This window comes from Methanobacterium alkalithermotolerans, from assembly GCF_018141185.1.
In the GTDB taxonomy this organism is placed as follows: domain Archaea; phylum Methanobacteriota; class Methanobacteria; order Methanobacteriales; family Methanobacteriaceae; genus Methanobacterium_F; species Methanobacterium_F alkalithermotolerans.
In genome coordinates, this window is the sequence record NZ_CP058560.1 from 878,031 (window position 1) to 901,652 (window position 23,622).

General features: G+C 37.8%; 19 protein-coding genes and 6 tRNA genes. 3 read left to right on the forward strand and 22 right to left on the reverse strand.

The window, feature by feature from the left end; genetic code table 11:
• Positions 1 to 117 precede the first annotated feature (117 nt).
• The 22 genes from HYG87_RS04210 to HYG87_RS04315 all read right to left on the reverse strand — a co-directional run bounded on the left by HYG87_RS04210 (position 118) and on the right by HYG87_RS04315 (position 18,643).
• Positions 118 to 798, reverse strand: a complete 681-nt coding sequence (locus HYG87_RS04210; RefSeq protein WP_211533977.1) for a M23 family metallopeptidase — start codon at positions 796 to 798, stop codon at positions 118 to 120.
• A gap of 119 nt (positions 799 to 917) precedes the next feature.
• A tRNA-Ser gene (locus HYG87_RS04215) sits at positions 918 to 1,002 on the reverse strand.
• A gap of 55 nt (positions 1,003 to 1,057) precedes the next feature.
• Positions 1,058 to 1,366: a 30S ribosomal protein S10 gene (rpsJ, locus tag HYG87_RS04220; protein ID WP_211533978.1), complete on the reverse strand. Its 309-nt coding sequence runs from the start codon at positions 1,364 to 1,366 to the stop codon at positions 1,058 to 1,060.
• A gap of 46 nt (positions 1,367 to 1,412) precedes the next feature.
• Complete coding sequence (gene tuf / locus HYG87_RS04225) at positions 1,413 to 2,654, reverse strand: translation elongation factor EF-1 subunit alpha (protein WP_211533979.1); 1,242 nt, start codon at positions 2,652 to 2,654, stop codon at positions 1,413 to 1,415.
• A gap of 169 nt (positions 2,655 to 2,823) precedes the next feature.
• A complete protein-coding gene (locus tag HYG87_RS04230) occupies positions 2,824 to 5,016 on the reverse strand; it encodes an elongation factor EF-2 (RefSeq protein WP_211533980.1) in 2,193 nt (730 codons plus the stop codon).
• 52 nt (positions 5,017 to 5,068) lie between these two features.
• The gene (gene rpsG, locus HYG87_RS04235) at positions 5,069 to 5,629 is read right to left on the reverse strand and encodes a 30S ribosomal protein S7 (protein WP_211533981.1); all 561 of its coding nucleotides are present in this window, start codon (positions 5,627 to 5,629) and stop codon (positions 5,069 to 5,071) included.
• Positions 5,630 to 5,633: 4 nt separating this feature from the next.
• Positions 5,634 to 6,059, reverse strand: a complete 426-nt coding sequence (locus HYG87_RS04240; RefSeq protein ID WP_211533982.1) for a 30S ribosomal protein S12 — start codon at positions 6,057 to 6,059, stop codon at positions 5,634 to 5,636.
• Between the two features lie 72 nt (positions 6,060 to 6,131).
• Positions 6,132 to 6,563 carry a NusA-like transcription termination signal-binding factor gene (locus HYG87_RS04245; RefSeq protein WP_211533983.1) on the reverse strand — a complete coding sequence of 144 codons (432 nt, stop codon included), beginning with the start codon at positions 6,561 to 6,563 and terminating at the stop codon, positions 6,132 to 6,134.
• A gap of 5 nt (positions 6,564 to 6,568) precedes the next feature.
• A complete protein-coding gene (locus HYG87_RS04250; protein ID WP_211533984.1) occupies positions 6,569 to 6,865 on the reverse strand; it encodes a 50S ribosomal protein L30e in 297 nt (98 codons plus the stop codon).
• Positions 6,866 to 6,875: 10 nt separating this feature from the next.
• The gene (rpoA2, locus tag HYG87_RS04255) at positions 6,876 to 8,024 is read right to left on the reverse strand and encodes a DNA-directed RNA polymerase subunit A'' (protein WP_211533985.1); all 1,149 of its coding nucleotides are present in this window, start codon (positions 8,022 to 8,024) and stop codon (positions 6,876 to 6,878) included.
• Positions 8,025 to 8,079: 55 nt separating this feature from the next.
• Positions 8,080 to 10,692, reverse strand: a complete 2,613-nt coding sequence (locus tag HYG87_RS04260; protein ID WP_211533986.1) for a DNA-directed RNA polymerase subunit A' — start codon at positions 10,690 to 10,692, stop codon at positions 8,080 to 8,082.
• Positions 10,693 to 10,737: 45 nt separating this feature from the next.
• Entirely contained in the window at positions 10,738 to 12,549 is a 1,812-nt protein-coding gene (gene rpoB / locus HYG87_RS04265; RefSeq protein WP_211533987.1) for a DNA-directed RNA polymerase subunit B, read from the reverse strand.
• Between the two features lie 50 nt (positions 12,550 to 12,599).
• A complete protein-coding gene (locus HYG87_RS04270) occupies positions 12,600 to 14,144 on the reverse strand; it encodes a DNA-directed RNA polymerase subunit B'' (protein WP_211533988.1) in 1,545 nt (514 codons plus the stop codon).
• 108 nt (positions 14,145 to 14,252) lie between these two features.
• The gene (locus tag HYG87_RS04275) at positions 14,253 to 14,486 is read right to left on the reverse strand and encodes a DNA-directed RNA polymerase subunit H (protein ID WP_211533989.1); all 234 of its coding nucleotides are present in this window, start codon (positions 14,484 to 14,486) and stop codon (positions 14,253 to 14,255) included.
• Between the two features lie 44 nt (positions 14,487 to 14,530).
• Positions 14,531 to 14,604: transfer RNA gene (locus HYG87_RS04280), tRNA-Lys, on the reverse strand.
• A gap of 11 nt (positions 14,605 to 14,615) precedes the next feature.
• Positions 14,616 to 14,687, reverse strand: a tRNA-Asp gene (locus tag HYG87_RS04285).
• Between the two features lie 311 nt (positions 14,688 to 14,998).
• Positions 14,999 to 15,072, reverse strand: a tRNA-Tyr gene (locus tag HYG87_RS04290).
• A 92-nt stretch (positions 15,073 to 15,164) separates the two neighbouring features.
• Positions 15,165 to 15,239, reverse strand: a tRNA-Pro gene (locus tag HYG87_RS04295).
• 39 nt (positions 15,240 to 15,278) lie between these two features.
• A tRNA-Thr gene (locus HYG87_RS04300) sits at positions 15,279 to 15,352 on the reverse strand.
• A gap of 196 nt (positions 15,353 to 15,548) precedes the next feature.
• The gene (locus HYG87_RS04305; RefSeq protein ID WP_211533990.1) at positions 15,549 to 16,787 is read right to left on the reverse strand and encodes a phosphoglycerate kinase; all 1,239 of its coding nucleotides are present in this window, start codon (positions 16,785 to 16,787) and stop codon (positions 15,549 to 15,551) included.
• A 75-nt stretch (positions 16,788 to 16,862) separates the two neighbouring features.
• Complete coding sequence (gene tpiA / locus HYG87_RS04310) at positions 16,863 to 17,543, reverse strand: triose-phosphate isomerase (protein ID WP_211533991.1); 681 nt, start codon at positions 17,541 to 17,543, stop codon at positions 16,863 to 16,865.
• 263 nt (positions 17,544 to 17,806) lie between these two features.
• Complete coding sequence (locus HYG87_RS04315; RefSeq protein ID WP_211533992.1) at positions 17,807 to 18,643, reverse strand: pseudomurein-binding repeat-containing protein; 837 nt, start codon at positions 18,641 to 18,643, stop codon at positions 17,807 to 17,809.
• 1,403 nt (positions 18,644 to 20,046) lie between these two features.
• Between HYG87_RS04315 and twy1 the strand changes: the two genes are divergently transcribed.
• The 3 genes from twy1 (at position 20,047) to HYG87_RS04330 (ending at position 23,392) form a co-directional block, all read left to right on the forward strand.
• Entirely contained in the window at positions 20,047 to 20,967 is a 921-nt protein-coding gene (gene twy1 / locus HYG87_RS04320; RefSeq protein WP_211533993.1) for a 4-demethylwyosine synthase TYW1, read from the forward strand.
• Positions 20,968 to 21,139: 172 nt separating this feature from the next.
• Positions 21,140 to 22,027 carry a DUF1002 domain-containing protein gene (locus tag HYG87_RS04325; protein ID WP_211533994.1) on the forward strand — a complete coding sequence of 296 codons (888 nt, stop codon included), beginning with the start codon at positions 21,140 to 21,142 and terminating at the stop codon, positions 22,025 to 22,027.
• Positions 22,028 to 22,309: 282 nt separating this feature from the next.
• Positions 22,310 to 23,392 (forward strand): hypothetical protein, encoded by a 1,083-nt coding sequence (locus HYG87_RS04330; RefSeq protein ID WP_211533995.1) that lies wholly within the window; start codon positions 22,310 to 22,312, stop codon positions 23,390 to 23,392.
• Positions 23,393 to 23,622 lie beyond the last annotated feature (230 nt).

Sequence of the window (23,622 nt, forward strand, 5' to 3'; positions counted from 1 at the left end):
TAATTGAATTTCTTATGTTGTGATAAGATAGGATATTTATTTTTCAATTAGCCACTAAAATTGGATATCACGAGGAAGAAAGCTTTTATTTTATGAATTAAAAATGTTTTAATAAGTTTAAAAGCGAATTCTATCTTTATTTTTTGGTATTCCATTTTCTACCTTAATCCAATTGTTATTATCATTTAATTCATATTTTTTAAAACAGCAAGGAATACCTTTAGCAGTATTTGGATCGGGGCTATCCATGAGCTGAAAATGGAGGTGAGGAGCAGTTGAATTACCAGAATGACCGATATTTCCAATTAAATCTCCTGATAAAATCTTATCACCCTTTTTTACTTTTATGGAATCTTTTTGCATATGTCCTAGAAATGTAAATGCTTCATCTCCTTCGATAATAATATAATTGCCTGCAATATCCTGGATGTTCTGTTTTTCCGGATTGAAAAGCCAAGCATTCTTTAAGGCAATTGAGATATCATGAATAGGTTGTAACGGGTCCCGTTCAGGGTATCCATCCTGAGCTTCCACTACTATGCCTGAAATGGGTGCATAAATAGGTTTTCCATAACAGTAGCAATCACTTAAGTGAACTTTACCCAATATATAACTTAAAGTACTATTTTTATGGAATTTAATACGTTTATGGGTCCAATCAACCTGTAAAAAATCGAATGCATAAGTTTGGGCAAAATAATCCGTGCCATGGCTGGGAACTTTAGTACCGGGACTATTTATGACCATCCACTCCCCCTTTAATGGAGATTCCACAGGTATAGTTTCGATATGTTCCATAGGATTTATCTGATTAAAAGTAGTATTTAGTTTTAATGTGATTAACAATATCTGGAATTAATATAAGATTAATTCTTAAAGATTTTAAATTCAAAAATTAATAAGTAAAAAACAATAAACGCCGGGACTGGGATTTGAACCCAGGCGGAGAGACTCTCCACGGGATTTCAAGTCCCGCGCCTTACCAGACTAGACTATCCCGGCTAGGAATTATATAATAAAAAATAGGGTTTGGCTATTTTGCAACCCTGGTTGCAATTTAGCTCTTTAATTCAATCTCAATACTTACGTTATCCGGTACATTAACCTTCATAACCTGTCGCATGGCCCGCTCATCCGCTTCGATTCCCACTAATCTTTTGTGGATTCGAAGTTCCCATTTTTCCCAGGTAGCCTTTCCTTCACCATCAGGTGATTTTCGGGTAGGTACTACCAGTTTTTTGGTGGGTAGAGGAATTGGTCCAGATAAATCGACCCCAGTTCGTTCAGCTATTTTTTTAAGCTGATCACAAACATAGGCCAGTTTTTCAGGGTCGGTCCCGGTAAGTTTAATTCTAGCATTATGCATTTTAATCCTCCATAAAAATAAAAAGAAGGTAGGAAAGTAATTAAACCTATTTAGCGGGTACCAGATCAATACACATTCCTGCAGCCACGGTTTGACCCATGTCCCGGATAGCAAATCTACCCATATGAGGAATGTCTTTGATTTTCTCGATAACCATAGGTTTAGTTGGTTTAACTTTCACTATTGCAGCGTTACCAGTCTTGAGGAAGTCAGGATTTTCTTCTTCTACTTGACCAGTAGCTGGGTTCATCTTGTTTACTAATTCTAAGAAAGTACATGCTACCTGAGCAGTGTGACAGTGGAATACCGGAGTGTATCCAATGGTGATAACACCAGGGTGTTGTAGAACCACGATTTGAGCGGTGAATTCCTTGGCTACACTTGGTGGAGAATCAGGATGTCCTGCAACATCTCCTCTTCTAACATCGTTTTTACCCACACCTCTTACATTAAATCCAACGTTGTCACCAGGCTCAGCAGAATCGAGCATTTCGTGGTGCATTTCAATGGATTTAACTTCTCCAGTAACACCAGCAGGTTCAAAGATAACATTGTCCGCTTTTTTCATTATACCAGTTTCAATTCTTCCTACTGGAACAGTTCCCACACCAGTGATGGAATATACATCCTGGATAGGTACTCTTAGAGGAAGTTTGGTTGGTTTTTCCGGAGCAGTGAATTCATCCAGAGCTTTTACTAAGGCAGGTCCTTTGTACCATGGGGTGTTGTCACTGTTAGTGGATATGTTGTCTCCTTCAAAGGCAGATAGTGGGATGAAGTGTACATCGCTTGGTTTGTAACCTACAGTTTTAATCAGGTCACCCACTTCTTTTTTCAGTTCATTGAATTTGCCTTCGTCGTAGTTAACCAGGTCCATCTTGTTGACACCGATGATGATCTGATTTATACCCAGGGTTCTGGACAGGAATATGTGTTCTTTAGTTTGTGGCATTACACCGTCGTCAATAGCTACTACCAGCACAGCAGCGTCAGCCTGTGATGCACCGGTAATCATGTTTTTAACAAAGTCACGGTGACCAGGACAGTCCACAATAGTGAATTCATATTTAGGTGAATCGAATTTAGCATGGGCCAGGTCAATGGTTACCCCTCTTTCTCTTTCTTCACCTAATTTATCCATTACAAATCGGAACTTGTTTTCTCCATCAGCCAGTTGCTGTTCAGCAATAGCTCCAGCCTGGAGCAATAAGTGACCTACAAGGGTAGATTTACCATGGTCTACGTGTCCGATAAAAGCCAAGTTCATATGTTCTTTTTCTTTAGCCATTATAAATACCTCCATTTATATGCGTCAGCAAATTTGATTAGCATTTGAGCTTAGGTTTAGATTAGACTTCACCCTTTAAATACATAATTGCTGGTGGTTACCACTAGGGTATATCCACCTGCATTTTTTTTATGATTTTTAAGAGCTGTCTCCTATCCCCAGAATATACTCAACCTAAATAGTGATCAGGTCCATATGGTTCAGGACTTAATCCCTTCCTATCCCTGATTTCTTTTATAATTATTTTCTGCAGTTCACGAGGCAGTCTTTCGAAGCCTGCGTTTTCAGTGGACCACAAACATCTTCCTTCAGCAGCAGAACGGATGTCTCCCGCGAAACCAAACATTTCTGCTACAGGAACTTTTGATTCTACTGTGGCCATGTCTCCTTCCTGGGACATGTTCACGATTTGTCCTCTTCTATTTTGGATCTCTCTGGTAGAGGAACCCATGTAATCTTGAGGCACATTGATAAATACTTTCTGGATAGGTTCCAGTAAGGTAGGTTCAGCCATCATCAAAGAACCGTAAACGGCCTTTCTTATGGCAGGTAGTACCTGTGCTGGTCCACGGTGCACTGCATCTTCGTGTATCTTGGCATCCATGAGTTTTATTTTTATACCCATGACCTTTTCTTTAGCAATGGGACCATCATCCATGGCACTTTCAAAACCTTCCATTAAAAGTTCCTTAATTTCATCCAGGTACTGAATACCCCGGGTCATGTTAACAAATAAGGAACGTCGGTAAACATCCCAAACTTTTCTGGCCTGATCCTTAGGTAAACCTAATTCAGTGAGGCTAGCAGCCATTTCTTTACCTTTAACCCGGCCTTCCTTAATACTTCCGTCCTGTATGGCCTGGAATATTTCATCTTCTAACGGTTCAATTTCAATATAGAAACGGTTGTGTTTGTTAGGAGATTTACCTTCCACCGGACCAGCAGTTCCAGAAATGGTTTCCCGGTATACCACAATAGGTTCAGAGGTTTCGATTTCCACGCCCTTTTCATTGATACGGTAGGCAATGATTTCCAGGTGAAGCTCACCCATACCAGATATCAGGTGCTCACCAGTTTCTTCATTAATCTCAACTTTTACTGTAGGATCCTCTTTACCAACTTGCCTTAGAACTTCGATTAGTTTAGGCAGATCTTTAGTATTTTTAGCCTCTACAGCAACTGTAACTACCGGTTCACTTATGTGTTCTAAACCTTCAAAGGCCTGTATTTTACGGCCTATATCACAGATAGTTTCCCCGGCAACTGCATTTTTAGCTCCTGTAATAGCCACAATGTTACCGGCAGGAACTTTGTCTGTGTTTATCCTTTCGGGACCCATATAGACTCCTACTTGCTGGATTCTATTTTTACCATGAGATCCTACAAAGAATATTTCACTACCCTTTTCCAGGGTCCCACCGTAAACTCTTCCAGTGGCTATTTCTCCGGCGTGTTTATCAATACTTACATCTGTAACCATAACTGCCAGAGGTCCATCTGGATCAGTTTTAATCATGGTTTGTCCTTCTTCGCTTTCTAGATCTCCAGACCATATGGTAGGGACCCGGTAAGCTTGAGATATATCCGGACTGGGTAAGTGTTCAACTACCATTCCCAGAAGTACCTGGTGTATAGGTACCCGGTCTGCTAGTTCTTTCTGGTTATCGTCTTTACAGTAGTTGTAAATATCATTGAAATTTATTTCAGTTTCCTGCATGATAGGAACATTGATAGCCCAGTTATGGTAAGCAGAACCAAATGCTACACTTCCATCTTCTACCCGAACCTGCCATTTATCTTTAAGTTCTTCTGGAGCCATATTTTTAATGAGTTTGTTAGCACTGGCTATGACCTTGACAAATCTGTTCTGGAGCTCAGTGGCATCTAACTTCAATTCATTAATAAGCCTATCAACTTTATTAATGAAAAGTACCGGCCTTACATTTTCTTTAAGGGCCTGTCGGAGTACAGTTTCAGTCTGAGGCATGATTCCTTCTACTGCACAAACTACCACTACTGCACCATCCACTGCTCTCATAGCACGGGTTACGTCTCCCCCGAAGTCCACGTGTCCCGGGGTATCAATAAGGTTGATCAGGTATTCATTGTCATGATATTCGTGCACCATTGATACGTTTGCTGCATCAATGGTAATACCTCTAGCCTGTTCTTGTTCATCAAAATCCAGGAACCTTTGATCACCGGCCAGTTCAGATGAAATCATACCTGCACCTGCTAAAAGGTTATCAGACAAAGTAGTCTTACCGTGGTCAATGTGAGCCACAATACCGATGTTCCGAATAAATTCGGGTTGATACATCAGTTCTTTAATCTTACTAATCATTTTATCTCGTCTACTCACCACAATCACCTGGTAAAAAAGATTAATCTATTCATTATTTTTTTTATTATAATTAGTGGGCAGATCTAGCTATTCTTTCTTTTTCTTCTTTTTTCTGAATAGCAAAACTTCTGGTATCATATTCTGCTGCTAACAACAGTTCATCTGCCAGAGCTTCTTCTAAAGATCTTTTACTTTTAAAAGCAGATTGCATGGCACCACGGGTAATGAATGCCAGAGATAAATCAACTCTTCTTTGAGGAGCAATATCCACTGCTACCTGGTAACCAATTCCACCATACTTAATTCTGGTAGTTTCTTCCCGAGGGGAAGTATTTTCCACTGCCTTTACCAGTACCTGTACTGGATTTTGTTTAGAACGTTTATTAATTATTTCTAAAGAATCCTGGACTATTTTATATGCTTTATTTTTTTTCCCAGAGTTCCTTTCAGTTCTCATAATTTTATTCATTAATCTTTCAACTATAGAAACCTTTGACTTGGCAAACTGTCTTTTAACATGTCTACCCATGGTGTGAGGAACCAGTATTTCGTCCAGACATAAATAATTAACCAGACCCAAATCCTCTACTTTCACCTCGTCCAGATCCCATTTATCAAATATTTGACTCATGAAATTACCTCACTGGTTTTTCAATTTTACCTTTAACCATCTGTTCTAAGGAAACGTTGTTAACTTTTGTTACCTTCCACCTTACTCCGGGAATATCTCCCATGGATCTGCCAGAAGGTCCGCCAATACCTGCAATGAGCACTTCATCGTGTTCATCAATAAAACCAATAGCTCCATCACCAGGGGCAAAAGCCGTTAATTGTTTACCATTTTTGATAAGTTGTACCCTTACACATTTTCGTATGGCTGAGTTAGGCTGTTTAGCCTCAATACCCACTTTTTCTATAACAATTCCTCTAGCTTGAGGTGCGCCCTCTAAAGGATCAGCTTTTATATCCAATCGTAAAGCTTTTCGTTTATATTCAGTATCTTTCCATTTGAAATTTTGTCTATTTTTTTTAAGCTTTTTAGCTGCAAAAAGTCCTGGCAAATAAGATTCCTCCTTAATAAAATTCAAATTAATTGTTATCCCTAAAGTTAATTAGCATAATCAACTATGAAATCACTTAATAACAATATTACTTATATTATGTTGCCTTTTGGCCACTAATCTGGCCCTTTCAATATTTTGGCCGCCTTTTCCAATAGCAGTCCTTTTATTTTTAGCATCAGTTTCTACAGTAGCAACCTTTTCCCCGTTTTCCTTTTGAAGTATTCTAATACTCCTTAGTTTTGCCGGGGCCATTAAATTAGATATGAACTCCGCTGGGTCTTCAGAATGTTCTATGACTTCCACACCTTTATCTACAGCTTTTTGAACTTTAGATACCGTGCTTCCTCTTTTACCAATTGCCAAGCCCATATCGCCTTTTTTTACTATAAAAGTAATTTTACCATTTTCATTATCCACAATACAGTCCTTGACCATTGCACCAGTCATACTTTCAAAAAGTGCAATATATCCTATTTCATTGGAAGTGAATTTTATCGTCACAGAACCTACCCCATTACTTCTAGTATGGTGGAATCACCTGGTTCATTAATTACCAGAGTAGCCACGGTAAATGGTTTACCACATACCGAGCCCAGTTCAACACTGGTTCCATCATAAGTGTAAACAGGAATATCTGAAAGTCGGGCATAATATGCGACATCTTCTTTGATGTCTTCCGGGCTGTTTCCAGCCACAATGGCTAGCTTACCCTTACCTAACTTTAATGCTTGTATTGATTTTTCTGATCCTAAAGTTACAACGCCAGTGTCTACAGCGACTCTAATTAATCTATCTATGTCCATTTACTGCCTCCTATTTGTTTTGTTTCATTACGACACCAACAGATCCTGTTCCCAGAGGTATTGGTTGTCCTATAATAATGTTCTCAATTATACCAGAAAGGTGATCAATTTCCCCTCTTATGCTGGCTCGTAGAAGATGTTTTCCAGTTTCCTCAAAAGAAGCCCGGGCAAGAACACTTGCTTTCTCACCACTAATACCATGTCTACCTATGGACTTGACCGAACCATCAGCAGTCATCATATCTGCAACCAGCATGATGTGTCTTACATCAACAGTAAGACCCTGTTCATCCATGGTACGCTGGGCTTCATGAATTATGGCATTTCTAGCCGCTTCTATGCCCAGAACTTTTTCTACTTCATGAATATCATTAGTTGTGGTTCGAACTTTGTCCACACCTTCCATTTTAAGAACAGCTCCAAGGTTTGAACCTTCAGTGTGTATAACCCATTCGTCCTCTTCTTTTCGAATAACGACTTTACCAATGTTTTTAACACCACTAATTTGTAAATCACGGATTTTATCCGCTAAAAGTCTTAATTCTCTTATATTAGATTTAGAAGGTTCAAATCTTAGTATATTGTTATCTATTTGTGCTTTCTTAAAAGCTTTTTCTACACGATTTATAATGTCAGTATAGTCCAGCCTTTTGTCTTTAATTTTTGTTTCATCCAGCTCCGCCACCACATTCATCTCAGCGAAGTTAACATGGAAATCCTGCAGGATGTCATTTACATTACTTTTACCAATTTTATTGGCAATGGTTCGGACAAATTCCTCATCATTTTTGAATTCATCTTCAAAATAAATGGCCATGGTAGGTGTGGATATTTTCTTTCTGGCATCCACAATCTCGATTAGTCGAGGAAGACCCAGGGTAACATTAAGTTCTGCTACCCCGGCATAGTGAAAGGTACGCATGGTCATCTGAGTACCAGGTTCGCCTACAGATTGAGCAGCCACCGTTCCTACAGCCTCTCCTTTTTCAACTTTAGCCCTTTCATAGGCTCTTTTTACTCTCCTTACCAATTCATCGAGTTCATCATCATCCAGGTCGTGCCGTTCTGCAGCCAGGGCTATATCATGTATATAACTTTCTGGAAACTTAGCCCTCTTTTTCTTCACGACTTTTGTAACTTTTTCTATTGTTTCTTGCACCTAATCACCTTAAACCCAATTTAATTTAGCTGCCAGATAATAATTATACTATCCTTCACTTCCCGGATTTTATCCTCATTTCATCAATGAGTTTGTCCAGATCGACTACCTTACCATAATCACTTTTTGCCGGATCTACACCATCTTCTCCATAGGTGGTTTGAATGATAACTCCCCGGTTATCCATGACAGTGCCGTCTTCTTTAACATTTAAATCCTGCAGAGCATTAACCAGCCTTCTTTGCATATAACCACTTTGAGCAGTACGAATAGCAGTATCTACCAGACCTTCTCTTCCACCCATGGCGTGGAAGAAAAATTCTATAGGATCCAGTCCTTCTTTGTAACTGGAATGTACAAATCCTCGTGCTTTAGCACCTAATTCACCTTTTCTAAAGTGAGGTAAGGTTCTCTCATTATAACCCCGGTCAATACGACCACCACGAACAGATTGCTGCCCTACACAGGCCGTTATCTGAGTCAAATTTAGCATAGAACCACGAGCACCAGTAAGGGCCATTATAACTGCATGATTTTCATTTATATCAAAGTAACTTTCAGCTATTTCCCCTGATTTATCCCGGGCTTCCCCAAGAACCTGCATGATTTTCATTTCCAGAGTTTCCTCCAGACTTCTACCAGGTAGGGCTTCCAGTTCATGGTTTTCATAAGCTTCGATTAACTGATCCACTTTTTCTTCTGCCTTTTGAAGATGTATTTCAATTCTTTCTTTGGCTTCTAAGGGTATTTCTTCATCATTGGTACTGGTGGTAAAACCCGCTTTCATGATTCCAGATATAGCTAATTTAGTGGATGCATCCAGGAATTCACGTGCCCTATCGGTACCATATTCTTTTACTATATGGTCCAAAATTTTACCGGCAAACGCCCCGTATGCTTTTTCGTCCATTACCCCGGAAAGTAGTTGCCCATCCTCAATAACTACATAGGCATCGTTTTTGCACTCTCTTTTCAAACATTCATCGCATTTACGGCAGATTTCTGCCTTGTAAACCATGTTCAAGTCATTAGGTAAGAGTAAACTGAATATCTGTTTACCAGACCAGGTTTCACCAGTTCTATCAGGTAGAGGCATTTTAGCTTTTCTTAGAATTTGGAATACTTGTTCTTCAGTATATGTTGCACTTTGCCGGGTTAATAAATAGGCTCCTGAGATGTGATCATGTATTCCTCCAATAATAGGCCCTCCAAAACGAGGAGACAATATATGTTCCTGCACCCTCATGAGGGTTTTGGCCTCGGCTCTTGATTCTTCAGTCTGGAAGACGTGCATATTCATTTCGTCCCCATCGAAATCAGCATTGTAAGGTGGGCAGACACAGAGGTTTAAACGGAATGTTTTATAAGGTAAAACCCTTACCTCATGAGCCATCATGGACATTCTGTGTAATGATGGCTGTCTATTGAATAATACAATGTCTCCATCTTTAAGATGCCTTTCCACAATATATCCAGGTTCCAATTTATCAATGACCGCTTCTTTAGTTTCTTCGTAAATCCTTATCTTCCTATCATCCGGCCTTATAACGTAGTTAGCCCCGGGGTGAACATTTGAACCATTGCGGATGCACTCTTTCATCTCTTCCATGTTCCATTCTGTTACATGAACCGGTACTGTTACTTCTTTAGCTATTAAATCAGGGACACCAACTTCGTTAATACTAATATATGGATCAGGAGATATTACTGTACGGGCAGAGAAATTAACCCTTTTACCAGATAGATTACTTCTGAACCTACCTTCTTTACCTTTAAGACGCTGAGCCAGAGTTTTTAGAGGTCTTCCTGACCTGTGACGTGCAGGAGGAACACCTGAAGCTTCATTATCAAAATAAGTGGTAACGTGGTATTGTAATAACTCCCAGAGGTCCTCTACAATTAACTGAGGCGCACCAGCTTCCATATTTTCCTTCAAACGCTGGTTAATACGAAGAATATCAACTAATTTGTGGGTTAAATCGTCTTCTGAACGTTCACCTGTTTCCAGAGTAATGGATGGCCTTACCGTAACCGGAGGTACTGGTAGAACAGTTAAAATCATCCATTCCGGCCTTGCTACTTCAGGATTAACCCCTAATAACAAAGCATCTTCATCAGGTATGATTTCTAACCTTTCCCGGACTTCACTGGGGGTGAGCTTATAATTACCCTCTACAATTGAAACCGGTTTATCTATTTTAACGTCTTCCTGTTCCTCTTCACAATGAGGACATTTATCCCTTCGGGCAACGGTATAGATGTCTTTGATGATATTGGTTAAACTATCCTCATTATTCATCAAATATTCAATTTTATCTTTATAGTCAGCTATCTCACTGGCAGTAAGAAGAATTCTACCGCAACTATGACAGGTAGACCGGAGTATCTTGTGAATAGTATCAGCAAAACCTACATGAATAACGGGCCTGGCCAGATTTATACTTCCAAAGTGACCCTGACAGTCACCTCCTTTAGATCCACACGATCTGCATTTCAAACTGGGGTCTATAACACCCAATCGAGGATCCATTAAACCATTTTCAATGGGATAGCCATCCTCATCATAGGTATCCGGGGTTACGATTTTGGTCACAGACATTTTTCTAATGTCCTCCGGAGACATGAGACCAAAATTAATCTGGGAAATTTTCTTTAAAACTCCTTTCAAGGTATTCTCTCCTTCAATTATGCTCCTTTAATCCCTATAATTGCCTTATGCTTTATCTTCAAGAACAAGTTTGGGGAATATACACAGGCTTTTTAGTTCGTCCAGTAAAAGTTTGAATGCGTATGAGATTTCTATAGGGAATGAATCCGAATCACCACAGATAGGGCAGTATGTTTTATCCCTTATCCGATCATATACTGCCACCATTCCACATTCACCACATACAATAGCTTCATATTTATCCGATTCATCCAATAATCTTTCTTTAAGTGCTAATGCGGCACCATGGGCAATTAAACAATCCCTTTCCATCTCACCAAATCGAAGACCGCCTTCCCTGGCTCTACCTTCAGTTGGTTGCCTGGTTAATACCTGTACTGGTCCTCTGGAACGGGCATATACTTTGTCCGTGGTCATGTGGTGTAGCTTCTGGTAGTAAGCTACCCCTACAAATATTTCTGCCTCGATTCTCTCACCGGTGATTCCATTATATAATGATTCCACACCTGCTGTTTCAAATCCATTTTCCTTTAAGGAATCTTTAATATCAGATTCCATTTCACCTGTGAAAGGAGTACCATCAACGCGTCTTCCATCCATACAGCCGGATTTACCTCCTAACATTTCCAAAACCTGTCCCACAGACATCCTGGAAGGTATAGCGTGAGGGTTTACCACCAGATCCGGGACGACTCCCTCTTCAGTAAAAGGCATGTTTTCCTGGGAGACTATTAGTCCCACTACCCCTTTTTGTCCGTGCCGAGAAGCAAATTTATCTCCAAATTCAGGTTGCCTCTGATCCCTAACTCTTATTTTGGCCAGACGACTACCTTCAACAGTTTCAGTGAAAAGTACGGCATCTACAACTCCTTTTTCACCATGCCTAACTGTTACTGAGGTCTCTCTTCGACGTTCAGCCACGGTACCGAACTCATCTATTTCTTCTAAAAATCTAGGAGGTGAAGTTTTACCAATCAACACATCTCCGGATGAAACATAAGATTCAGGATTCACCACCCCATCTTCATCCAGGTGCCGGTAAGCTTCTTCAGACCTGTAGCCTCTGACACCTTTTTCCGGGATCTCAAACTTGTCTTCCTGTCCACCAGGGTATCTTCTTTCAGAAGCTTCATAAGATCTGAAAAATGATGAACGTGAAAGGCCTCTTTCTATGGAGGCCTTATTCAAAATAAGAGCATCTTCCATGTTGTAACCTTCATAAGACATTACTGCTACCACGAAGTTCTGTCCAGATGGCCTTTTATCGTAACCAGTGGCATCTATAATTCTGGTTTTAACAATAGGTACTTGAGGATGGTGTAAAAGGTGAGCACGTGTATCTGTACGTAATCCATAGTTAGAAACATAAAGACCCAAGGCCTGTTTAGTCATCCCTGCTTCCATGGTATTACGTGGAGATGAATTATGGTTAGCAAAGGGAATAATACCTGCACAAATTCCCAGCATGGTGGAAGGATCTATTTCCAGGTGAGTATGATCTTCATTTAAATAGTTCAAACCCATGGCTATATAGGCGTTTTCTTCCTCTTCTGCATCCAGATATTCGATAATTCCTTCCGTTAAAAGTTGTTCCCAGTTCAGTTCCCCCTCTTTTATAAGAGATATATGTTCTTCTTTTAAGGCAGGTTCTCCTTCATTAACTACTATAAGTGGCCTTCTGGCTCTTCCAGGATCATTGAATATGTAAACTTCATCAGTTTCAGAATAATGAGTAATGTTCATCTCATGGGAAATTTCTCCAGATCTTCTTTTTTCCCTCATATCCTGGACAAAAGATTCCGGATCGTTGCAGGTTCCTATGAGTTTCCCGTTAATAAAAATTTTAGCTTTTCTCACGAAATTGCCTCCAAAATTAAAAAATTAGATAAAATAAAAAATTGGTGGATTTAATTAAGAACCCCCATTTTCTTAATGATATTTTCGATTTCCTCAGGATCTGAGCCTTCAGATATCTTGGACATTAAAGCCAGGTTTTTCACCAGCCCACAGTTAGGGCCCTCCGGAGTTTCATTGGGACATATTTTACCAAATTGAGTTGGATGCAGATCCCGTGCTTCAAAGTGAGGTTGGCTTCTACTTAATGGAGAAACTACCCTCCTCATATGGGAAAGTGTTCCCATATAACTGGTACGATCCAGTAGTTGGCTTACTCCTGCTCTTCCACCCACCCAGTTACCGGTGGCTATGGCGTGTTTAATATTTTCAGTTAAAACATCAGATCTTACAGCCTGTTTTACAGAAGGTTCTTTTCCTCTAGCCAAGCTCCTTTCTAATTGATAAGTCATGTCTCTTGTTAAACTTGTAAATGCAACCCGGAATAAATCTTCCATCAAATCTCCAGAAACCCGGAGTCTTTTATTAGTGTAATGATCCTTATCGTGTGGTTCTCTCTGCTCGGAAATAACCTGAAGTAGCATTTCTGTCATTTCAGCCAGATAAGTGGCTTTATCTTCTCTTTTATCAGATTCAACACCCATATGGGGAAGTAGGTACCTATCAATAACGTCTTCTGCTCTTCTTATCCTGTATTCTTCAGTCATCCCTTTGGCAACCCGGTTACCAATGTATTTAATGGCACTTTTAGTTAGATATTCTCGACGTTCTTCAGTAGATAGTTCTTCCATTTCCTGAGCTTCAATCTTCAGGGCCTGCTCTGAAACCTGTATATCATCCGCCACAATCATCTGGAAATTAAAGTCATCTGAAATATGAGTAATGATTTCTTCATCAGTGGCCAGCCCCATAGCCCTCAGTAATATTACCAGAGGTATCTCTCCGGGAACATAAGGGAAGGAAATTCTTAAGAAGACCCCAGTTTTTCTTGGTTTCCGATATTCCAAAGAAATTCTAGCTCTGAAACCACTTTTAATGGAAGTAACTATAGCTTTAGCTCTTCTATCATGAATTTCACCTATTCTTTCCAGAATAACTTTATTAGGTGCAATTTCTTCCATGGTAACAATAGCCCGTTCTGATCCATTGACAATGAAGTAACCTCCTGCATCTTGAGGATCTTCACCTTTATCCTTGAGTTCTTTTTTATTCAATCCTGCCAGGTGACAGATATCGGACTTTAACATTAAAGGAAGTTCCCCGATATACACCTTTTCAAAATCAGGAGCAGGTTCTTCTTTTTTAATAAGCCTCATATCCAGATACATGTGAGCAGAATAAGTTAAATTCCTTAAACGGGCTTCAGTAGGAAATATTAAACTTTTGGAACCATCGGCTTCCTTGGTAAAAGGTTTTCTAATTTCCAGTTTTCCGGTTTCAACCGAATATTCTCCCTGTTCTAAGACAATGGACTCAGTTATATCAATTATGTCTTGTATACGATGATTTACAAAATCATTATATGAATTTATGTGGTGATCTACCAGATTATATTCATCAAAAAACGCGTCTACTAATCCCCATGTGCTCTTTTTCATGGACTTCCTCCAAAAATAATACCAGTTAATAATTTAGTCAAATATTCCTCAAATATTTTTATTGAGTTATTTTTGAACTATGAGAGTAAAAATAACTAAAACGATAATTTAATCCTTTACAAGCCTATAAGTAATAAATTTTCCTGCTGTAGAGCTTTTTCTAGTAATTTCAAGAATGTCTCCCTCTTTTGCCCCAATAGCCTTGGCTACAGGGTCATCAGATTTTATTTTGGGGAGTTGCTCCAGGTGAATATCCATCTTTTTAAGTACCTTATTAAATTCGGATTTCGACAAAACAGCATGATCTGGTACCATTTCATGTTTTAAGATGTCCTTCTTCACAATTTATCCTCCAGTAAAAAATCCCAGTAAAAAAATCAGTAAAACGGGCCCGACGGGAATTGAACCCGCGGCCACTTGGTTAAAAGCCAAGCGCTCTGCCAGACTGAGCTACGGGCCCTAATAGTGGAACGCCCTGGCCGGGAATTGAACCCGAGTCGCGGGCTCGACAGGCCCGCATGATAGCCCCTACACCACCAGGGCACTCTTAAAATTAGAGCATATTAGGGTTTACTTCTACTTACTTAAATACTTTTTTATTTAATTGGGCATATACTCTTATTTAATTCCAGCGCTGATTTTAAAATCTTAGGAGATATATACTTCATCTATTTTTCTAGTATTTAAATTAGTAAGGTTACTTGATCTCACCATTAATTTTTATGACATAAATCAAACAAGATAGTGGTATGACTGTTTTATTTTTTGCATCCAGCTTCTTCATCTGATCTATAAGACATAATAAAAAGGAATATTATCTCAAATCCTTTTCATTTTAAATAGAAAGATCAAAATCCCGCCTGCCGGACTTGAACCAGCAACCCTCGGATCTACAGTCCGATGCTCTGCCAAATTGAGCTAAGGCGGGTTTAATATCTTATTTCAATACTTCAATTTAAGAAGTACAGAATATAAATCTCTGAGAGATTCATATTTGAATTAAGTTGTATATATATTAGATGGGACCACCCGGATTTGAACCGGAGTCTCAGGCTCCCAAAGCCCAAAGGATCGACCAAGCTACCCTATGGTCCCTAATGATAAAACATCTAAGTTTTCTAATCTCCAACTTAGAGCCCCGGACGGGAATTGAACCCGCGACCACGAGATTACAAGTCTCGCGCTCCACCAGACTGAGCTACCGAGGCATTTCCATTTTAGGCAGTATTAGCTTAAATACTTTGTGGTAGATTTCCACTTAAAAATGATCTGGTGAATAATCATAGATAATTTTTAATAATCAGATTATGTATAAAAAATATTTAAACATTAACCATTATTAATTTTCCCGGTTTCAAATTTTTAATATTTGACCGGTTATCTACACATTAACAGTTTTATTACTTAAAGATTGTCATTTAATTTTTTAAAATAAGCATTTTTCAATGCCTCCACCGCCGGTAATTTTTCCCCGGCCAAAAGATTTATACACGCCCCACCACCACTACTTATATGATTTATCTCTTCTTCAAAGCCCATTTGAATTGCAGCAGCTGCTAAATGACCTCCTCCAATAATAGAAAAACCTGAGGAAGATGCGATTGAATTTAAAATATCTGCGGTTCCAATACTAAATTCTGGATTCTCAAAAACGCCTGCAGGGCCATTAGCAAAAATAGTAGAAGATTTACGTATGATTTGTGCATATAATTTAATGGATTCTATACCAATATCATAAATGGGAGCATCTGGAATTTTTTCAACAGAAATATCAATTCGTTTATTATCCTCACATATGGCTACATCAACAGGAATTAAGATCTTATCCTTAAATTTAGTTATAAGGTCACCAGCAACATCAACATATTCATTATATCCTTTATTCTCAATAAAATTGTGATTGGTGGTTCCAATTTCAATACCTGATGCCTGGAGAAAAATGTTAGCCACCAGCCCGGTGGTTAAAATGTAATCTGCACTACCATTTTCCAGCACATTTTGCATAACATGTATGGAATCATCAGCTTTAACTCCCCCTAAAACATAAGTACAAGGTTTTTTTACATTATCCATAGCACCAGTCAATATTTTGAGCTCTTTTTCCATTATTCTACCTGCAGCAGATGGTAGTTTAAATGTAAATCCTATTAAAGATGGCTGAGATCGGTGAGCGGCTGCAAAAGCATCATTTACAAAATAATCAACCACCGGGGCTAATTTATTGACCAGGTGGGTTGCTGATTGTGGGGAAATCTCTCTTTTTAACACCTCTTCAGAATAAAAACGAACATTTTCTAAAAGAAGAATATCTCCCTTTTTCATATGGCCTATGGTTTCCCGGGCAGCACATCCAAAAATGTCCTCAACATAGATAACACTATGATTTAATATTTTAGACATAACATGGGCATGTTGCTCCAGGGTAGTAAAATCTTTTTTACCAGGTCGGCTTTGATGAGCTAATATTACAGTTTTTGCTCCTTTATTAGATAGCTCTTGTATGGTTTCTGCATGTAACTTCATCCGGGTATCATCTAAAATGATTCCACTATGGGGGTCCACAGGAGAATTGATATCCACCCTGATAAGAACAGTTTTGTTATTAAGTTGAAAATCATCCAAGGTGTTTAATTTAAGGGACATTGTACGCCTCCCTGCTAAATCCAGATTATTATAGATGCATTTTTTAAAATAAATGTTTATTACAAATATTATAAATCAAATTTTACTTACCAAATCTAAAAGAGCTTTTTCAGGATTTTTAGCCATTATAATGCCTGAAGCTAAAAGAACTCCTTCAGATCCCAGTTCCAGGGCAGCTTTCATGTCATCTCCAGTGGATATTCCCGCACCGCAAAGAACCTTGACTTGGGGATTTATACGTTTAACCTGTTCCACTGTTCCTTCCACCACTTCTGGTTCAGCCTGGGAAACAGGTATGCCTGATCCAATAAGTTCCGGAGGCTCTACTGCAATGAAATCGGGATTTAAAGATGCTACTGCAGAACTAGTTTGAACATTATTGGTACAAACCACATTAATCATTTCTTTCTCAGAAGTTCTTCGAATCAAGTAGTCAATATCAGCCAGGTTTATACGTTTTTCAGAATGATTAATTAAAGAACCACTGGCTCCTGAATTTTGGGCACATTCTAAAAGGATACTTCCAGTATGCCCTCCAGGATTTAGGGGATCAATATGCTGAGCTAAAACAGGTATATCTACATTATGAGCTATCTGATAGATATCCATATGTTGTGGAGCAGCAATCATATTTATTCCCGTTTCAGTGGAAACTTTTTCCAGAGCTTTAGCCAAATTTAATGCATTCTTTCCAGTAGATTCCATATAAGTTTTAAAATTTAATATAACAATAGGGGTGTCAGTAATTGACTTCATACAGGTCCTCCCAATTAACACAATTATTTCTATAATAAAATATGAGGGTGCACTATAAAAATATTTTGTTGAGTCTAAATACCTCTTTAGATATAATGAACAGTTTATTTAAAACAAAAGTAATGGAAAAAAAGACTTAATGGCCATAATATAATATTTAGTCTTTAAATCAAAAAAAACGAGGAAAAACAAGATTAGAATAAATTTTCAAATATTATTTTCTTTAAAAAAAAAAAGAATGGTATTTAAAAAAAATCAGAGTTTTAGTTGTAAGTCACCACAATATCTCTAACTGAAGCACAGGTAGCGCTGTAGTGTTTACTGCCGTAACGTTTGGTGACTAGAGATGGTTCGAATGATATCCATTTACCATTAACCATTACATTTAACCATCGATGATTGTATGAGTAAGAAGTAGCTCCCTGTACAACTCTAACTGTGTATCCGTTAGCACTTAGCACTCTAGCTGCCCAGTCAGACAATCCCCAGCAATCTCCAAAACCAGTACTTTCGACACCAGCAGCAGTGGTTGCTGCTCCATCTCTATGATTCAGGTTTTGATTGATATATCTGGCCAGGGTTTCCAGACCTGGAGTTCCTTGTAAACCATTCAACTGACCTTTTCCAAGGTTAGTAACTGAATTTTGAATAGTTGATGCACTTACTGTAACGAAATTTGCCAGTCCATTGTTCTGGTATTCAAAGGCCAGAATTCTGGAATAGTAAAGAACCAGTGATTCATAGTTGAGTGTTCCAAGAGAAGTAGACTGTGATTCAGGAGCTTTGCCTGTAGATTCCATGTGAGTCTTAATAAGATTGGCAATTTGCAAGTATTCAGGAGCATTAATGCGTCCTGCTATGTTATTTGAAGGTTTATTTGCTGGTTTCTGTGGATTAAACTCTTGAATTGCACCATTTATACCTTTGTTAGTATTATCCAGACTGGTAGCCATCATGAGTAAAAATGAAGACATTTCCACTCTCTTTCCAGAGATGGTTACAAAATTGGGTAATACACCGTTGTTGTTTATAAAGTTTCTAACTCTTACCGCAGCCTCTCCAATTTGAGCTTTAGTAAATGAATTACCAACTGCAGTCAATTGACTCGGGTTAGAATTATTAGTTGCTGGCTGTGGTGCTGGCTGTGGTGCTGGCTGTGGTGCTGGCTGTGGTGCTGGCTGTGGTGCTGGCTGTGGTGCTGGCTGTGGTGCTGGCTGTGGTGCTGGCTGTGTAGAAACAGGTTTAGTTTCTTGTTGTGCTGCGTTGGCCGGTGAATCAGGCAATTTTTGCCCATTCCATGGTGCAATGTTTGCAAAATTAGGCATAGTTTTTTGATTCCAGTTAAAGGCAACTATTCTAGAATAAAGATAGATCACTGATTCGTAACTTAGAGTACCTCTTGATGAGGTAACAAAAGGTGTAGCTTGAGAAGTAGTTTCTATGTGAGTTTTTATGTCTTTAGCAAGATTCAAATATTCTGATTTTTGTATAGTACCAGTTGTAATTTGATCACGACTATGTACAGGTTCTTGAATGCTGTATTGAACCTTCTGACCATTTTTTCCATCATTTACATCTAGAGTGGTGGTACTTAAGATAAGTAAAAAATCACTCATAGGTACTCGTTGATTAGAAATGGTCACAAAGTTAGGCAAAGTTTTATGAGTTTCAATAAAATTTTTTACCCTATTTGCAGCATCTCCCACCTGAGCCGTTGAATAAGAATTACCGGTAGGTACTAATTCTTTTTTAATATTAGAATTGTCTTCTAACTGATTATTAATATCCGAACCTGATGATTCAACATCAGTTCCATAGCTATAGTTTACGTTGAGCAATGCCGCTGCTGAAACAAGTAGTAGCATTGCTAGTATAAAGCTTCGCTTAATTGTACCGCCTCCACGCCTAAATAATAAAAAAAGTTTATTTAGGCCTTTGGTAACAATATAAACTATTCACATCACCTTACTATATAAAGGTTTTGTTCCCCACATCAACAAAAAGGATTATATGTAGCTTTTTTTAAGTTTAAAGGCAGGAAAAAAGGAATTGCTAAGCGCACCTCAAATTTCAAATAAAAGAAGCCTTTTGCCTTAAAGAAGTCTTAATAAAAGATAAAAAATGAAATAAAGTAAAAAAAATAGTTCTTAAGATAAAATTCTAAATAAAGATTGATATGCTTTTAATTAAAACTATAAACCCTTAAAATCGTTTTAATATTAAAAATAATAATTAGTTATCCTTTAAAAATTTTAGTTCAGGAAAAATAAAATCTTAATAATTTTATAAATCAGGGTCGCATACTATAATTCAGGAAAATTTTTATTATTCCCCATTATATATTTGAATAATGTAAATTACATATATCAGCAAATCTACCTTCTGTAATTCTTACCTTACACTGAAATAATAGTTACTTAATTACCAGAATAATAATTGAGATTATGTAATTGAAATCTGATTAAAGAATATCTTATTAAATAATAATTAATGAATGATTAAAATGGCACTTTCTAAAGAAAACTTAAATAAGCTGGAAAAAATGGGATACCGTTTTGTCGGACGGCAAGGGCATGCTGCTGCAAAAATTTGTCACTGGACTAAGAAAAGTATCCTTAATGAAGGAGTTTGCTATAAAGAAAAATTTTATGGGATTGATAGTCATCGATGTTTGCAGATGTCTCCCAGTATTCCTTTTTGTCACCAAAAATGTTTATTTTGCTGGAGAGATTTTTCAGCCACTGAAAGTCAATGGGAAGGGAAATATGATGAACCCGGCGAAATTATAGAGGGATGTATTGAGGCTCAAAGAAAGTTATTATGTGGTTTTTTTGGAAATGAGAAATCTAACCCTGAAAAATTAGCCCAGTCACAAAACCCTAACAATGCCGCTATTTCACTGGCAGGCGAACCCCTGCTTTATCCGGTAATAGAAGATTTAATAGATGAATTTCACCGCAGAAGCTTCACCACCTTTTTGGTAAGTAATGGCATGAGTCCTGAGAAATTAAAGAATTTGGAATCTGAACCCACACAGCTTTACATTTCTCTGGATGCTCCTGAAAAAAAAATATTTAATGATCTTTGCCAACCCCAGATTCCAGGATCATGGGAAAAACTTAATGAATCACTAGAAATCCTGCCCAGCATAGATTGCAGAACAGTTATAAGAACCACATGCGTTCAAAAAAGGAATATGGTTAACCCTGAAGGCTATGCCCGTTTAATTAAAAAAGCAGATCCTGATTTTCTGGAAATCAAAGCCTATATGTTTGTAGGGTATTCCCGGCAGCGCCTGGAAAAAGAAAACATGCCAGATTTTAAAGAAGTAAATGAATTTGCCAGTGCAATAGGGAATTTATGTGGAATGGAAATAGTAAATGAATCTCCAGAAAGTCTGGTGGTACTTTTAGGAAATAAATAATTATTTTTTTAGAACTCTCTTTAATTGAATGGCTAAATAATCCCTTAAATCAGGTTTACTTAAAATGGTTTCAAATTCCATTTAGACATCTTCTTTCTTTTTATATTATAATTGAAGGGTATATGAAAAGTATTTAATCAAGTTCAACCCAAGCTGATTATGAGGTGATGCTGTGAAGAAATATTTAGCAGGATTTTTATTAATTTTAATATTAGTTAGCCCCCTATATGCTGAATCAGCAGAAGTAATTGGTTTTTCTGTAACCCTTGGCGAAGCAACCAATAGTAATGCAGAATATAAAAATGCTATGCTGAATTATTTCCAAACAAAGACCGATAAAAATGTTTCAGAAATCCCTGTTAAAGTAATAACCGCTTCGGAAGTAAATGATATTTCCCAAAGCATTACTGGGAGGACATATGGTCCCAGCCAAATTTTCTCCTGTGCCATGGTGGATTTAAGTTATTCCCCTGACATTAAGGTAGATGTGGATAAAAGTAAGGTTACTGTGGTAACTCCCCAAATGTATGCTACTGCACTGCAATCTTCTGGAATTGATAAAGGATACGTGGTGGTAACATCTCCTGTGTCGGCCTCAGGGGAAGCAGCACTGGCTGGTGTTTTAAGATCATATGAGATAGCTGTGGGAACTCCTATTCCAGAAGAAGCTAAAAAAGTTTCCACTGAAGAACTTTATTTAGGAACCCGTTTAGCCAATGAAACGGGAGAAAGCCAGGATAATATTGCAGAATTATTCAGTGAAGTGAAAAATCAAACCCAAAAACAGGATTTAGAAGATCCTTCTCAGATAAAGGGAATTGTGGAAAATGTGTCCAGCGAACTAAATATAAATCTCTCAGAAAACCAAACTCAGGAAGTGGCAGATTCTGTGGCTAATTCTCAAAAAGTACAGGGCAGTTTAACTGAATTTAAAGATCAGTTGAATAACATAAGTCAACAGCTCTCCACACCAGAACCAAATCAGGATATTTTAAGTCAGATATCAAGTTTTTTACAGTGGGCGTTTGAATATCTCCAGAACTTAATATCCGGACAATAAAATCTGAGGATTAATCTAAAAATATTAATCTTTAAAAATCCCTTTTTTTAATTTATTTCATTATTTTTTAAAATTAAGATTAATAATTTACAGATTTAACTATTTTTATTTTTAATTGCTTCAAAAATTATTTAAATTAACTCATGTTTTTTTTTTAAATTTTTAATCCATAATCTAACTGCAGGTAATAAAAATAACCAAATCTTACTTTAATTTTCCAAGTAAACACTTGAGAACCATAATATTTATAATAATGTTAATCAAAACACTTATTTGATAATCATGTTTATTGCCCAAAATAACCTTCAATTAATACTTGAAGTAGCATTCATAATCCACATCGTGGTACTTCTACTCTTTAATATCATAGCTCTACCACTGAGTATGGTTCTATTTTTAGGAATAGTTCTAACGGTATTAATTGGAAGCCTTCTTTTAGTGGATGTTGCCTTCCTTTTTCTGCCTCTATTGTCCCATCATGAATTTACCCACCCCTTCGGATCCCTGGCTGTATTTGCCTGGGTTACCATTGCTGCAGCAGCCAATCTATTAACTGAAGTGGGGATCAAATCAACTTCAATTAAAACCCTCACCATTATCCTATTTTTTATAATTGCCGTGGCAGGGGGTTTAATGCATCGTTCCTTTTTGATACTATGGTTTTTAGGTTGGGCACTGGGTTATTTGATAATGTCTAAAAGTTTCAAAAGAAGCACCAATATCACTTCCAAGTCCATTATAGGATGGACATTAGCTGGTGGTCTTGGATTTGTAATAATGGAATTATTATCCCGTTTCCTGGATAAACCAATAATAAGTCCTCTTTTAAGAGTTTCAAGAATTGAACACTATTCCATCTCCAGTTTAAAGATGGTAATACAGAATACTACATTATGGGGGCATGTGCAGGGGTCGTGTTATTGGGGAGTTGAATGCTTAGGAGGAGCAGACGGATACATTACTCTACCTATGAGCCTCATTCAGTCATTTGGATTGCCATATCATTTATTTTATGGTGTACTGGTTAATAGGAAAGATGAAATAGATTATATGTTGCCCGGTATATTTGCAGTAGCCTTTGATGCCGGATATGCAGGCATAATATTCCTTTTAACCTGGATAATGATTGTAAGTTGTACCGGGTTTTATGTTCTACGTAAATACCGCAGTAAAAGAAAAAGCGGAAGTAAAATGTATCTGGGAAAGGAAGCCTTATTGATTGGAGCATTATCTGCATTTTTAGCCCAGAGCATAATTGGTTTATTCATTTTTAACCGTTCATTTAATGGATCGGCTATGCTAGCTTATATAGTACTTTCTGCTCTGGTAATGGCCCATATAGCCACCTTGAAAAGGAGCATATGAGGTTTTTTTTTATGACCCGGAAAAGAAAAATAAGCTTCCGGTTTAAATTAAACGAAGAAAATTGGATGATGCATCCAATCGTAAAGTTTGTGGAGTAGAAATACTGCTCTAACTTTTTTATTGATTGCTTTTTAGAGTAGAGTTTGGTTAGAGTAGTGGGCCCTAATTTCCATTACTATAGCGATACTTTGGACCTATGTAAATCCCAGAACCAGATCGATAGAAGCATT

What these genes read in the sequence shown, in the direction of transcription:
- rpsJ (WP_211533978.1), bottom strand. Translation starts at nt 1,366, where the DNA reads ATGCATAATGCTAGAATTAAACTTACCGGGACCGACCCTGAAAAACTG.
- HYG87_RS04270 (WP_211533988.1), bottom strand. Translation starts at nt 14,144, where the DNA reads ATGAAAAAGAGCACATGGGGATTAGTAGACGCGTTTTTTGATGAATAT.
- twy1 (WP_211533993.1), top strand. Translation starts at nt 20,047, where the DNA reads ATGGCACTTTCTAAAGAAAACTTAAATAAGCTGGAAAAAATGGGATAC.
- HYG87_RS04250 (WP_211533984.1), bottom strand. Translation starts at nt 6,865, where the DNA reads ATGGACATAGATAGATTAATTAGAGTCGCTGTAGACACTGGCGTTGTA.
- tuf (WP_211533979.1), bottom strand. Translation starts at nt 2,654, where the DNA reads ATGGCTAAAGAAAAAGAACATATGAACTTGGCTTTTATCGGACACGTA.
- HYG87_RS04330 (WP_211533995.1), top strand. Translation starts at nt 22,310, where the DNA reads ATGTTTATTGCCCAAAATAACCTTCAATTAATACTTGAAGTAGCATTC.
- HYG87_RS04210 (WP_211533977.1), bottom strand. Translation starts at nt 798, where the DNA reads ATGGAACATATCGAAACTATACCTGTGGAATCTCCATTAAAGGGGGAG.
- rpsG (WP_211533981.1), bottom strand. Translation starts at nt 5,629, where the DNA reads ATGAGTCAAATATTTGATAAATGGGATCTGGACGAGGTGAAAGTAGAG.
- HYG87_RS04305 (WP_211533990.1), bottom strand. Translation starts at nt 16,787, where the DNA reads ATGTCCCTTAAATTAAACACCTTGGATGATTTTCAACTTAATAACAAA.
- tpiA (WP_211533991.1), bottom strand. Translation starts at nt 17,543, where the DNA reads ATGAAGTCAATTACTGACACCCCTATTGTTATATTAAATTTTAAAACT.